Below are 13,731 nucleotides of genomic sequence, written 5' to 3' on the forward strand. Positions count from 1 at the left end.
TTAAACGGAAAAACTTTTTGACTCCAACTTTTTACAACTGATAAAAAAATTCCACACACATCTGCGGAATGTGGGTTACAAACAATACCGGTACTGCATTGGATGTGAAGTTGACGCCGCAATAATTAGTGGGTAAGGTGCGTCAGTAAACATTTTATAACTCCCAAAAGAAATTCCCGACTGACACACCCTACAAGAATTAGTGTTTTTGACATCCCAAACTTGTATGTTACAATAATACTACATAACAACCTGGCAAAACAAACTTAAACAAAAATGCCCTACGAAAAATTAGACATATCAGCCCCAAAACCAGTATTATCTTGGGCAAATCACGCCCTGGGCGAAAAAGAAACCAAGATGACCGCAAACGTAGCATCTTTGCCCTTTGTATTCAAACACGTCGCCCTAATGCCCGACGTACATTTAGGCAAAGGTGCTTTAGTCGGTTCAGTAATTGCCACAAAAGAAGCGATTATTCCGGCTGCTGTGGGCGTTGATATTGGTTGTGGGATGGCAGCCATTAAAATGCCATTCAAAGCTCATAAATTAGAAGGCAAACTAAAACAAATTCGCCTCGATATCGAAGCCGCAATTCCTGTCGGATTTTCCGAAAACAAAGAAGTAGAAACAACTGTCACCAACTGGCAAGGATGGGGGGAATTTAAGGAACTTCATCAAGGTGTGCAGCACCAAAACAATAAAGCCTTAAAACAAATGGGTTCCCTCGGCGGGGGCAATCATTTTATTGAGGTTTGCGTTGATAGTGAAAACTTTGTTTGGCTGATGCTGCATTCGGGTTCTCGCGGCATTGGAAATTTGCTCGCACAGCAGCACATCGAGACTGCTAAACATTTAGCTAAACTGGCAGAAATTAATCTGGCTGACAAAGATTTGGCTTATTTTGTGGCGGGTACGCGGGAGTTTGCGGCTTACTGGCACGATTTGCAGTGGGCGCAAGATTATGCTCGTTTTAATCGCGATGTGATGATGAATCGGTTTAAGCGAATTGTGGAAAAGCACGTCGCGGGCGGCAAATCTGTTAAGCCGTTATTAGAGGTGAATTGCCACCACAATTATGCGGAAAAAGAGGTGCATTTTGGCGAAGAGGTGTATGTGACTCGCAAGGGTGCCGTGCGCGCGGATGTTGAGGATTACGGGATTATTCCGGGCTCGATGGGGGCGAAGTCTTTCATTGTTAAAGGGAAGGGAAATGCTGAAAGTTACTGTAGTTGCAGTCACGGTGCGGGGCGCTTGATGTCTCGCACTCAAGCGAAGAATGTATTCACTCTGGATGATTTGGTGCGGCAGACTGAGGGGGTTGAGTGCCGGAAAGATGAGCAATTTTTAGATGAAATTCCGGGGGCTTATAAGCCGATTGATGAGGTGATGAGTCAGCAGTCGGATTTGGTGGAAGTTGTGGCGACTTTGAAGCAGGTGGTTTGTGTCAAGGGTTGAATGTAAGGGAAGCTACAAAGGCAATAGCCCTTGAGCACGCAGTCTAGCAGCAAAAGGAGATTCGCCAGCTTCAATTTCTGCCTGTTTAACATACTCTTCTCGTCGCTTGATTTCTGCATCGAGTTCTTGTTTGCGATCGCAATAATAAGCTAAGGCAGAAAGAATTTGGCTCATAGTTAAGTAGCGATGATTGAGGTGTAATTCTGCTGGACTCCAACCATAAGCTATCTCAGCTTGGACTAATTCAACGACTTTCATCGTAGTTCCGGCTATGATGGGAACATTGTCTTTGTTGAGTTCTATATATTTATACTCGGTCTTTGTAAGTGTCATGGTTCCTGCTTTGTCGATCGGCTCTTAAATAGGATGTCTATTTTCTAGTATACTTCGCCGAATCCATGCTACAACTGCAGCGACTAAATCGGGTTGGCTGGGTGAAAAAGTTGGCAAGGGAATATCGCCTTGTTCGCACACCACACAAATCGCGCGATCGAATTTGCTTAAAGCTTTCAGAAATGAATCGCTAAATCCTGTGGATGTGGCTGAGAGTGCGGTGGAATCGTAGCAGATGAAAAATAGGGAAATTTCGCTTTGGCGGCGCAGGTAATTCCAATAGAGTTTGAGTTTTTGCATGGTATCTGGATACCCATTCTGCCACTCTGGACATTTTTGATTTAGCATCTGGTCGTAAATTTCTGGGGCGGGGTTTTCGGGGTCGATGAATTGGTGAGTGTCGATGCAAATTAGCTTTACTTTGCTGCATAATTCCGGTCGATCGTTAATCGCTTCGGCAAGGACTTGGGGTAAGTTTGCTATGTTGAGGTTTCCTGTTGCGGTGTTGGTAAGGGTGTCTTGGTGCCAAGCTTGATAGAAGTCGGGGTAGGGCAGATTTTGGGCGCAGTGCCAAATGACTGTGTAGAATTCATCGAATCGGTCAAATTTGTTTTTGTAAACTTCATCAGTGAGGTAAGCTTTGAAAATTAAGACTACGCTATAATATTGATCGTTTGTCGTCAGGACTTGTTTCAAGCTACTAGCAGCTTCCCTACGAATGCCCTCTGATTGAGTAGTTTGCAGAAGCTTGATTAAGGCAGCAATTACTACTTTATTACCTATTCCGATTTTCCCTAAACTCTTAACAGCTTCCCTAGAGGTAGCCTCATCCTCGGTGGGTTCTAAAAGTTTGAGCAAGGTAGTTATTGTTACTGAACTTTCTGTACCAATTTCCCCTAAACTTATAGCAGCTTGCCAACGATTCCGCTTATTCTCTGTAGTTTCTATAAGTCTGACTAAGGCAGCGATCGCTATTTCATTTTTCGTACCAACTTTTCCTAAACTCCAAGTTGCAGCACACTGAATCAAATCATCCTTAGTCGTTTCTAAAATTTTTACTAAAGTAGAAATCACCTTTTCACTTGTATTGCCAATTTGTCCTAGTTCCATACATAAAGTCATGCTGCAATCAGTAGATTCTATAAGGCTAACTATCTCAATGGCTGCTCTTTCATTACCTGGATCGAGTTTACCTAAATATTGAGCAGCTATATGTCTGGTAAATTTGGATTTAGTATTTTCCATAATTTTGATAAAAGTGTTAATTGCTGTCTCATTACCTGGATCAATATTTCCTAAATAATAAGCAGCGTTCAACCAATCATTTTCATTTTCAGAGGTCACTATTACCTGAGAAAAATGAGTAATAGCTACTTTATTTCCTGGATCGATTTTTCCTAAACTTTCAGCAAAAGTTATTTTAAGGTATGCATATTTAGTTGTTGTTAGCAGTCGGAACAAGTTTTCAATCGCTTTTATATTACCCTTTTTAATCGACTCAAATATTGATTTTAAAATAAAACTAACTTCTATTTGTTGTTTTGGCTCGTGGTTGTTTTCAAGATTATTTAAAACTTTAATTGCCGTAGAAATGCTTACTTCATCATTGTCAGTAATTTGACCTAAACTGCGGGCAGCTTCGTTCCGAATAGATAAATGCTCGGAGCTATCTATAAATTGTACTAGGGCAGTCATCGCTATTTCGTTAGCTATTCCAATCTGCCCTAAAAACTGGACAGATTGCCACCGAGTATTTTCACAATCGGTGGTTTTCATAACGTTGACCAATTTACAAACAGCTATTTGATTACCAATATCAATTCGACCTAAAGTATAAGCAGCTTGCCAAACAACAAAGCTATACTGACAAGTATCTATCAGTTTAATCAGCCCCTTAATTACATTGTCTCGAATTGTCTCTAGAAGTATAGTTCTAGCTTTATCTTGAATCAGGTTATGGTATCTTACCCACTTTTGTGTTTGAGTATCATAATAACCAAAGCTTAGCTTAATAATTGAATCGATCGCTTTATCTGTAAAAAAATATTCACGAAACTCTGCGATAGCAGCTACAGCTAGAAAATCAGACCTATAAGAATAGAATCTGTATCTAATTCCATCATTAAACTCTACCAATGCCGTGATAAACTCTTCTTTTTGGTTATTTATTATTTCCTCATCACGCCCCAACCACAGCAAAATTACCTCTTTCCACTGCGGCTCGAAAATGCGGTATGGCTTATATTGCTTTGGATTATCTTTATCTTGAACAGGTCTATCTTTGTGTTCGCGGGGTAAGAAATAATCCCAATCATCAACAGCTAACGCGGCAAAATATTCCTGAAAACTAGAATGTAAAAACGAATAAATAGGCTTTTTCGTGCGAGTATCCTTGTCAACTAAAACCAACCATCCCAATTCACAAGCTAAATTAAACCACTCTTCCTCCATCTGCTCAATGGTAAATTCTTGCTCAATCCAAAACCGATTGGCGCTTTCCATTGCCGCTAAAGCCAACTTTTCCAAAGCTTGTTGAATCTGTTTTTTATCCGTTTCCTTTAATACTCGGTGCTTTTTCTGAAATTCCTCTTGTTTCCACTCAAAAAAATAAGTAGTAAACTGCTCGTAAAGTGCCGCCTTCGTTGACGGCAAATCCCGTTCAGCTACGCACCAAGACTGACACAACATCGACAACCGCAGGGGATTGCGTACCAGTTCCCGAATTCGCTCTTTTCCCGATGCTTTTAACTGTTGCTGTAACTGTTTTCCCTGTTTCTGCCAAAAACTTTCATTACCATAATTGCGCCGTTTCTCATCCTCACTTGCTTGCTCAAACCACTGATGAATAAACTTATCCACATCATCGGGTTCAAATTCCAAGGTTTTATAAGTCTCAAAATTCGTCAGGGTATTGCTAATCGTCGCATCCCAAACATTCAAACGGCAAGTTAGCACCACCCGCGCCTTACCCACCCAGTCTGTCAGTTGTTCCCGAATTTTCGCCAACGCCTGCACGGGGGATTCCGCCGCCATTTCATCCACGGCATCAAGCAGCAACCACACTTTACCTTGACACAACAGTTGTTTGAGAGCTTTTCTGATTTCTGGCGTTACATTTTCCGCATCAGCATCGATAAAATATAGCGCTTTTTTCAGCCAATTATCCAGTAAATAATCTTCAATGGTGCTTTCCCGTAAATCTGCCAGTCGAATACAAATCGGAAAATCCGGGGAATTTTTCGGCAACCGTTCCGCCAATTCTCCTAACAGGGTAGTTTTCCCCGCACCCGGTTCGCCAATGATCGCGATATGCTTGCCTTTTTCGGTGCGATTTTCGGCAATCACTTTCTGGAAAAAAGCATCATCTTTATAAGTTTGAACGATTTGCAGTTCTGGTTCTTTCTCGCGTGACTCTTCGCCTGTGGGGTTTGGTATGGGGTTTGGTGTTTTGGGACGTTCCATTAATCCCAAGGGAACGTAAATATTTAATTCATATTGTTGTGCTGTTGCTTGGCGGCGGAGTTGTTGAGTTGCTAATACTTTGTCGCAGATATCGCGCCAGTCAAATTCATCCAATTTATGAGAATTTGCGTCTACAGCTTTAGATTTTTCTGGTCTGCTATCTTCCCAGGCTTTATTAAACTGCTTGAGGTTCTTTTCCTGATCTTTTGACCACAGCGTCAGCGTGAAATGCCAGGTATCAACTCCCTTGGTTTTGGTACGGTTGTCCTCCAAAATCTTCAAGAAGTCTTTTAACAGATTCAGCGCTTCTCGAATTTGAGGTTTAGTTAACTTGCCAGGATATTTGTCTTTTGCTATCAAAAAATCCAAAGTGACCAGTGTTGTTTTGACAATTAGTTTGGGGTTGGTACTGTCTTCCGCTTCCCACTTGAACTCAATATCAAAGCTTTCCTCAAATTCCCAATTGACAAAAGCAAGCAACGCCTCCAATAGGCGCTGCACTCGCGCTTTTATATCTGAACCATAAGTATATTTGGGCATAGAAGTCCAAAAAATTACCACAAAGTTTGGGGCTACCCCAAATTATCTCTACCACCCCAAACCCCTACTATCCAGATTTTACAAGACTTTTGGCTGCGATCGCTACGACTTGATTAAGGTTACAACCCCAAAGAGAACCTGTGGATGTGGTTAATCAAACAAGGTTCCGAACATGAAAAACAACAGCCAAAGCGATCGACAAAAGTTCATCCGCCATGCGATCGCAAGTGCATTTATCCTGCAAGCAGCCATTATCGGCATCAAGGGCAATCTCGATGTGCTTTCAGGTAAACCAGCCCTCGATGTTATCCCCTGGATGATAACCCAAGGTATTGAGTTAATCGTCAAAACCCATCGCACCCAAAAGAGTGCTGAGGAGATCGATCGCATTAAAAAAGATCGCATCGCCCAAAATCCCGACGATTGATATCGCTTCGAGGGTGCAAGATCGATCGCACAAACAGCATCAAAAGGGGGAAATTGAGCTTAACTCAACTTCCCCCTCTTGACAAACGCTTTGTTTTCTCAGGCTTTTCTCTAACAGACCATCTGCTGCCACTCAAGTTCTAGCAAGCGCAGCAGTGTTTCATCGCCCTTGGCCTTGGCTGCTTGCTTTCTACGATCGAGAATATTGCAAATATTCGCCTGGTGCACTTGCGACACTTCCACAACTGTGGGGTAATATTCCACTGTCGCTGAGGTGCGCGCTGCTGCGGCATCCCGATCGCCAGCTTGAGCATCTCGCTTTTTGGTATTGTTGGTGCCACCGTATTTTTTGGGGTTGGGAATGTGTCTAGGATACCGATAGTTCCAGTTTTGGCCCCGGTATTTGCCCGCCACTTCGCCTTCGACCATATCAACTGTAGGAATGTCGTACTCGTAGTTTGAACCGCGATAAGTCAGTTTCATATTTTTTGATCCTTATATTTATGAAGATAAAAAGGGCAGTCAGGTCAGGGTTGGTTTTTTTGGCTAAAACTTTTTTAGTTTCTGTATTCAATTATACTGTTCTTTGAGATGAATCCGTTTTATTTACAAAAATTAATATTTTGAGGGGGAGACGGCAAGAAAAAACCCGCCGGAGCGGGTTTAATCGAGTTTTTGACTAATTCGAGCAGCACCCGGAGCGAAACTGCTTCGGTTCCGAAGAACTAGCCAACTGTCACCTGATCGGTTTGCACGCCTGCAGCACCTTCTTCAGCAGAGGCGATCGCCACCAACTTGTCGAGAATTTCCTGACTGGGAACTTGACCTTTGAGAACAACCGTGCCGCTGAGCTGAGCCACATAAACAGTCTCGATATCAGCAACTTCTGGATCGGCGTCAAAAGCTAAAGCAACCCGCTTCGCAAGGCCGCTTTCGTCAAAATTTCCGTCTGGGCCGACTTTAGCAGGAGCGATGGATTGCGCTTGGGCAGCTTGCTGTACTACTTGTGCCATCGGTTCAGCCTGGGGTGCAGGCTTTTCGAGTCCGAACAGTCTTTTAAACCAACCCATAGTATTTGAGTCTCCTGAAAATACACTTTTTCCAAGATAGCTCTAGAATTCCAAAAGACTCGTAATTGTTGCAAAACTCAGCGAAATTTATCAAAATGTTTTTCGGCAGACTTTCACAATCTCAAATATCCCCTGATATCTAGATGTTGATTTGGCTATTTTATGTATATGACGATCGCTACGCCTTGGATTGCAGACCAGTAGTTGAAATAGTTCCCACTTTTACCTTGAAAAACCTGCACAGCGCGCCGGAATACATTCCCGGTTTGTTTAACTACTGGGGACATCTCGTGCGGGTCATCGAACTGTGTTCACTGATGCAGGGGACGCTAACCCGCGCTTAATTGGTGTAGTCCTCCATAAGTAGTGATGCAATTTGATGTAAGCCGCTGTGTGCAGATGAAAGGCAAAAATCACTACTTATTTACCAATTACCAATTCCCAATTCCCAATTACTACTCACCAATTTCCAATTCCCAATTACTACTCACCAATTCCCAATTATAGATAATTAAATCTAATTCTTAACTTTTTAGATAATATTGTTCTGCTTCCGACCAATTCAGTTTAAGCAACGAATCATCTCCCCATGTCAGCTTGAGACTCGGCTTAATTGCTGTCACGCCCAAAGCCCTAATAATTTGCGCTGCGACAGCTTTCGCCAATAGCGGTGGTACAGAATTTCCGACTTGGCGAAAACCGTGCCATTTTGTGACGTGAAATCTAAACCAGTCAGGATAGGAATGCAGTCGCGCAGCTTCTCTGACTGTAATGCACCGAGGGGCGATCGGGTGAATCGGTCTCGGCGAAGTATAAGCCCCCCTAGCCCTGTCGGTTCCCGCCCTGAGAGTGTTGCAAACTCCGTCGGGGTGAAGCTTGTAAAAACGGCTGATCGGCTCTTTTTCGCCGTGTTTGGCCGCATGGAACCTTTCCATACATTCCTGAGAATGTTTAGTTCGCAAACTACAAGAGAGGATTTGTCGATCGTACTCGCGATCGTAGGAATAATCATCATCCAAACCATCAATTCCGCGCATTATACTCGCATAAGTGCTGCACTTTCCGTACTCCGCCATCACCCAATCTCGGTGCAGCAACTCGCTGTACTTTTCCACTTCCGGCAAATCTCCAATCGCATCCCAAACTGTCGGGACAGCAGGTAAATTAATTTTTTTATAGCGTTTAGGAATTTTAATTTTAGGTAATATAGTAGTTTGCTGAGGGTATTTGGGTAGCTCATAACCTGCTTTGCACCCAATCAGAAACAAGCGTTTGCGAGCTTGCGGCACTCCATAGTGAACAGCGTTGAGAACTTGATAATTTTCTTCTACTTTATAGCCACGTTTCAGAAAAGAGCTAATTAAAACATTCAGGAGTTCTTTGTGTTCTCCTGATGCAATTCCCGGCACATTTTCCATTACAAAAAACTTTGGTTTTAGCTCCAAAACTAAGCGCTGAAAGTGAAAAATTAGAGAATTTCGCGGGTCGTCCACATCGCGCTTGCCCATCATGGAGAATCCTTGACAGGGCGAACCGCTGATTACTACGTCTATTTCGCGCCGCCCGATCGCCGATTTTTTCCGAATTTCCGATCCCGTAAGCTGTGTGACATCTTTGCACAGAATAGAACACAGCGGGAAATTAAACTCGTGTGTGGCGCAGTGAATAGGGTCAATTTCGACTGATGCAACTACATCAAAACCTGCTTGTTCAAAGCCCAGGGTCATGCCGCCCGCGCCTGCAAATAAATCAACAGCGATCGGTCGCTTTTTCCGATTGCTTGGCATAACATTTCAATAACAAAGTTGCTTTAATAGAAATTAAGGAAATCAACCGCGTTTCTGGTAATATATCGTAGGTTTGTCCACGATCCAGCCACAAATAAACCGGGTTTATACATAACCTTTCAAGACGAAAAATGCTTTAAGAAGCTGTATTTAATTTAACATTTTTCATGATTTCCACAGCGGCCCGATCGCACACACCCACATCTCCGAGACTTTCCCGCATTTCCCGATAACCTGCCAAAGTTTGCTGGCGTCGATCGGCATTTTGCAGCAATTCCAGTGCGTGATTCACTATATTTTCCGCAGTAGCGTCGTCTTGCAGTAACTCCGGGACGATCGGCTTCATTTGCACCAAATTGGGCGGAGACATAAAAGGAATCGAAAATTTCAGGACGTGGCGAAAAATCCAAGCCGTAATTGGACTGACGCGATAGAGGACAACTTGCGGAACATCCAGCAAAGCCAACTCCAGATTAACAGTACCAGATTTAGTAATCGCCAGATCGGCAGCAGCCAAGATTTCCAGAGTTTGATTTTCTAACAAAGTAGCCCGCAAACCGTAATTCTCGATCGCCTGTTCGATTTTGCTGCGAAAAGCTTTGTTAGCAAGCGGAATCCAAAAATGAACTTCCGGCAATTTAGCTTGAATAATTTGAGCAGCCTCAAATATAACCGGCATCAGGTACTTGAGTTCTTGGTGTCTGGAAGCGGGAATTAGAGCGATCGAGACCTGTTCCGGCTCAATTCCCAAAGTTTTGCGGGCAACTTCCCGGCTGGGCGCAGATTGCATTCTATCCACCAAAGGATGACCAACCCAACTCACTTGGGCTCCTTTTTTTTGATAATAACTAGCTTCCTCTGGGAAAATTGCCAAAAGTTGGTCGCAAATATTGACAATCAGATCAGTATTGCGAGGAGAAATTGACCAAACCCATTCTTGAGGTGCGATGTACCAAACCACCGGCAAATCAGGCAAACAGCGCCGGATGTAGCTGCCAATACCGAGATTTGGAGTCAAATAATCAATCAATACAACAGCATCGGGGCGAAAGTTTTTGAGATATTGTTTAGCTTTTTGCTGAACTTTTATCGTGGGCCAAATATACGGCACTGATTCTATAAGGCCCATAGAACCAATGCCCACAGTATCGCCTAAAATTGTAGCCCCAGCTTCCGCCATACGAGGGCCGCCCAATCCGGTTATTTCTAACTCCAAACCGGCGGCGACAGCATGACGTTTTAAGGCTGCCACTAACAAAGATCCTTGCAAATCGCCAGAAACCTCACCAGTGCTGATAAAAATTTTCATATTCTGACTTTATACAGGTGAGATGTTTGCTAATAACTCGGTAACAGCATCATATTGATCGGGCATATTAGCACAGCTTAGCAGTAATTCTAAGTCCAGATCGGGAAGGAATGTACTTCGGGCCATCTCGTGATAATTTTTACCTGTTAAGTAATAGAGAGATAACTGACTATTTTGCCAAAACCAGACTTCCCGAACGCCCAATCTTTTGGAGAATTCTAGAGTATTTATCCCGCCACTGGTAATTACCACTTCAATAGCAATATCTGGGACTATTTTTTGCGTTCCTATATCATAAGAATCATCTGGCTCTTTTCTACCGCCTAATTCTCTGTTACCTAGAGTCAGGCCGCCCTTGCCGTAAAATCGAAGCCCCTTTGCTCTCATATATGCCTCTACCAGCATACAGAGAGTTTTCTTGATTATTTCGTGTTCGGGCGAGACAGTCATAATTTGCAGTAGTCGATCGAGATAGAAAAATTTCACACCTCGAAAATCTTTAAAAGCTGCTTCTATAGCTTCAAATTGCTCCCAACTAACATCTGAGAACCTGATGCAGCCATCTGATTCTGTTTCAGGGGATGTAGATTTGACTGAAGTATATACATTCATAGGGCAACAGTCGCTTAGTTCATAGGTTTATTCTACCTGATTCACTTTTTTCCAGGAATCAAACCGCGCCGCCCTTTGGTTATAGACTGCTGCACAAATCTCTGCAGGTGCTGCAAGTGGGGGTTTTCTGGCAACAAATCCAACTGTTCCAAAGCTTGATTGAGAGTGTAGCCAGAATGGTATAGAATACGAAAAGTTTTCTTCAAAACTAGCAAATCTTCTGGTGTAAAACCAGCGCGTTCGAGACCTATTTTGTTGATTGCTCGCACTCTCGAAGGATTTCCCTCGACTAGCATATAAGGAGGTACGTCTCGATCGATCCTGCTCAAGCCGCCAACCATAGACAAGCGGCCGATGTGGACAAACTGGTGAACGCCCAAAACACCGCTCAAGCGGGCTTGAGACTCGATTTTAACGTGTCCGGCTAAGGCTACAGCATTTGCGATAATTACTCGATCGGCGATCGCGCAATTGTGTCCCACATGAACATAAGCCATCAATAGATTATGATTGCCAATTGTCGTGCTTTCTCCGGCTCCTGTAGCGCGGTTAATTGTCACGTATTCCCGAATGAGATTGTTGTCGCCAATTTTCACCCTAGTCAGAGAACCCTCGTATTTCAAATCTTGAGGTTCCAAACCAATCGCCGCACCGGGGAAAATTTGATTGCGAGCGCCTATTTCTGTTAGCCCGTCTATAATTGCATGGGCGCCAATCTTAGTATCCGGCCCGATTTTCACTCTTTCCCCAATTACAGCATAAGCTCCCACTTCTACAGTTGGGTGAAGTTCAGCGCGGGGATGAATCACAGCAGTTGGGTGAATCAAAGTAAGCATTTGTCAGTTGTTTTGCTGGTAAGTGGGAAGGAAGTTTGGCAACGCGCAGTGTAACGGATTAAACGAATGGATGTTGACGGAAGAAGGAAGGAAGAGGGAAGAAGGATATTTTTAAATTTTAAGATTGCTTCATTCCGAGGAAGGCTTCGCGGTTTTAATTTAAATTAAAAATTCAACACTTAAAACTACCCGCAAGCACTCACCAATTCCCAACTTAATCTACCATCGAAAAAGTCAATTCTCCTTCACAAACTTTTTGTCCGTCAACTTCAGCCAGAGCCTGCATTTTTGCAAAGCGGCGGCGTTTTACCCACAGCAATTCTACAGTCATCAGCAACTGATCGCCTGGTACAACCTGACGACGGAACTTGACTTGATCAATTCCGGTAAACATCCACAATCCTTGCTTGATGTCGGGCAACTGAGCCAGAACAATACCGCCAACTTGAGCCATCGCTTCGACAATTAATACTCCCGGCATAATCGGCCGTCCGGGAAAATGCCCTTGAAAATGCGGTTCGTTAAAAGTCACATTTTTAATTCCTACAGCCTTCTCGGACGGCACGTAATCAACAATCTTGTCAACCAGTGCAAAAGGATAGCGATGAGGCAATAATTTCTGAACTTCTTCGAGAGTAAAAGTAGATTTAACCGCTGGAGAATCTTCACCGTTTTTGGTGGGTACGGATTCAGAATTAGCAGTATTGAGGGTGTTAACTTCAGTCAGCGTAGACATTGCTTGAAGACTTTTGAGTGTGGTATTGCAGAAGGCAGAAGGAAGATGCAATCTTAACAGAAGATCACTTGTTTTTTCCTAACTTTTATCTAGGGTAGCTAGAGCTTCCGATTTCAGGGCTTGGGCGAGTTGGACGTGCAGGTTGTGACTGGCTTTGTAAGCCAAGTAGTGAGCTTTTGGCCAAGTTCCGAGCAGACTGAGGTCGCCTGCTAGATCTAGGATTTTATGGCGCACTGGTTCGTTGGCAAATCTCAAAGGCGGGTTGAGCCAGCCGGATCGATCGCAAACTAGGGCGTTCTCTAGGGTACCACCTTTGATCAAACCTGCTTGTCGCAATTGGTCAACTTGGCGAGCAAGTCCAAAAGTGCGGGCTGGGGCGATCGCGCTAGCAAAAGTTTCTGCCTCTGGCGACCAACTGTACCATTGATTGCCGATCGCCTGTTCCTCAAAATCAATTCCGTAACTAAACCGAGTTTCCGCTGACGGTAAAGCTGCTGCAAAGGCATCCCCGTGGCGCACCCAAATTGGCTGTTCTAGGACGAAGGAGGAAGTGGGGTCTTGCTTCGATTCTTGAGGAACTAAGCCGGTATGGGCGATCGCCTCTACCCAAACCAGAGCCGAACCGTCCAGCAGCGGCACTTCCGGCCCCTCAACCTCAATTCGAGCATTATCCGCCCCCATCGCGGCCAAAGCGGCTAATAAATGCTCTACAGTGCGAATTTGAGCATCGATACCTGCCAGTTCAGTTGAAAGTGCAGTCTGACAAACCGCCTCAATTTTTGCAGGAATTCTCGGAGCACCGGGCAAGTCTATTCTGACAAAATAGCGGCCTTCCCCAACCTCTGCAGGCAAAACTCGGACGCGAGTTTGTTCGCCGCTGTGCAAACCGATTCCCGACAGTTCAAATTCAGATTTTAAGGTACGTTGAGTCATTAGTTATTGGGAATTGGGCATTGGGCATGGGGCATTGGGAATTGGGTCTCGGTAATTGGTTATTGGTAATTGGTTATTGGGCATCGGTAATTGGTTATTGGTTATTGGTTATTAGTTATTAGTTATTAGTTAATTACTACCAATTACCAATTCTAAATGTCCAATGCCCAAGACTTCGACTACGCTCAGTACGAGTGTCCAATGCCCAATTTCCCATGCCCCATGCCCA

The 13,731-nt window shown here is 43.8% G+C and carries 13 protein-coding genes; 3 read left to right on the plus strand and 10 right to left on the minus strand.

The window, feature by feature from the left end:
* Positions 1 to 276: 276 nt before the first annotated feature.
* A complete protein-coding gene (locus tag QUA25_RS21680) occupies positions 277 to 1,458 on the plus strand; it encodes an RtcB family protein (protein ID WP_333041208.1) in 1,182 nt (393 codons plus the stop codon).
* A gap of 12 nt (positions 1,459 to 1,470) precedes the next feature.
* Here QUA25_RS21680 and QUA25_RS21685 read toward each other — a convergent pair whose 3' ends face one another.
* Both QUA25_RS21685 and QUA25_RS21690 read right to left on the minus strand, forming a co-directional pair.
* Positions 1,471 to 1,791 (minus strand): DUF433 domain-containing protein, encoded by a 321-nt coding sequence (locus QUA25_RS21685; protein ID WP_333041209.1) that lies wholly within the window; start codon positions 1,789 to 1,791, stop codon positions 1,471 to 1,473.
* Between the two features lie 24 nt (positions 1,792 to 1,815).
* Complete coding sequence (locus QUA25_RS21690) at positions 1,816 to 5,793, minus strand: NACHT C-terminal alpha/beta 1 domain-containing protein (protein ID WP_333041210.1); 3,978 nt, start codon at positions 5,791 to 5,793, stop codon at positions 1,816 to 1,818.
* Between the two features lie 172 nt (positions 5,794 to 5,965).
* Between QUA25_RS21690 and QUA25_RS21695 the strand changes: the two genes are divergently transcribed.
* Positions 5,966 to 6,220, plus strand: coding sequence for a hypothetical protein (locus QUA25_RS21695; RefSeq protein ID WP_333041211.1), 255 nt, complete (start codon positions 5,966 to 5,968; stop codon positions 6,218 to 6,220).
* A gap of 110 nt (positions 6,221 to 6,330) precedes the next feature.
* On the opposite strand, the gene QUA25_RS21700 is transcribed toward QUA25_RS21695, so the two are convergent.
* Positions 6,331 to 6,702: a DUF4278 domain-containing protein gene (locus QUA25_RS21700; protein ID WP_333041212.1), complete on the minus strand. Its 372-nt coding sequence runs from the start codon at positions 6,700 to 6,702 to the stop codon at positions 6,331 to 6,333.
* A 242-nt stretch (positions 6,703 to 6,944) separates the two neighbouring features.
* Positions 6,945 to 7,289: a BON domain-containing protein gene (locus tag QUA25_RS21705; protein ID WP_333041213.1), complete on the minus strand. Its 345-nt coding sequence runs from the start codon at positions 7,287 to 7,289 to the stop codon at positions 6,945 to 6,947.
* Positions 7,290 to 7,432: 143 nt separating this feature from the next.
* Between QUA25_RS21705 and QUA25_RS21710 the strand changes: the two genes are divergently transcribed.
* Positions 7,433 to 7,633, plus strand: a complete 201-nt coding sequence (locus tag QUA25_RS21710; RefSeq protein WP_333041214.1) for a chemotaxis protein CheW — start codon at positions 7,433 to 7,435, stop codon at positions 7,631 to 7,633.
* Positions 7,634 to 7,813: 180 nt separating this feature from the next.
* Here QUA25_RS21710 and QUA25_RS21715 read toward each other — a convergent pair whose 3' ends face one another.
* From QUA25_RS21715 to lpxC, 6 genes are all read right to left on the minus strand, one after another.
* Entirely contained in the window at positions 7,814 to 9,076 is a 1,263-nt protein-coding gene (locus QUA25_RS21715) for a DNA cytosine methyltransferase (protein WP_333041215.1), read from the minus strand.
* Between the two features lie 136 nt (positions 9,077 to 9,212).
* Positions 9,213 to 10,385, minus strand: coding sequence for a lipid-A-disaccharide synthase (lpxB, locus tag QUA25_RS21720; RefSeq protein ID WP_333041216.1), 1,173 nt, complete (start codon positions 10,383 to 10,385; stop codon positions 9,213 to 9,215).
* A 9-nt stretch (positions 10,386 to 10,394) separates the two neighbouring features.
* On the minus strand, positions 10,395 to 10,997 hold the full coding sequence (locus QUA25_RS21725; RefSeq protein ID WP_333041217.1) for a Uma2 family endonuclease: 603 nt from the start codon (positions 10,995 to 10,997) through the stop codon (positions 10,395 to 10,397).
* A 41-nt stretch (positions 10,998 to 11,038) separates the two neighbouring features.
* Positions 11,039 to 11,833, minus strand: a complete 795-nt coding sequence (lpxA, locus tag QUA25_RS21730) for an acyl-ACP--UDP-N-acetylglucosamine O-acyltransferase (RefSeq protein ID WP_333041218.1) — start codon at positions 11,831 to 11,833, stop codon at positions 11,039 to 11,041.
* A gap of 214 nt (positions 11,834 to 12,047) precedes the next feature.
* The gene (gene fabZ, locus QUA25_RS21735; protein WP_333041219.1) at positions 12,048 to 12,569 is read right to left on the minus strand and encodes a 3-hydroxyacyl-ACP dehydratase FabZ; all 522 of its coding nucleotides are present in this window, start codon (positions 12,567 to 12,569) and stop codon (positions 12,048 to 12,050) included.
* Positions 12,570 to 12,647: 78 nt separating this feature from the next.
* A complete protein-coding gene (lpxC, locus tag QUA25_RS21740) occupies positions 12,648 to 13,502 on the minus strand; it encodes a UDP-3-O-acyl-N-acetylglucosamine deacetylase (protein ID WP_333041220.1) in 855 nt (284 codons plus the stop codon).
* Positions 13,503 to 13,731 lie beyond the last annotated feature (229 nt).

This window comes from Microcoleus sp. Pol17C6, assembly GCF_036701145.1.
Classification (GTDB): domain Bacteria; phylum Cyanobacteriota; class Cyanobacteriia; order Cyanobacteriales; family Microcoleaceae; genus Microcoleus.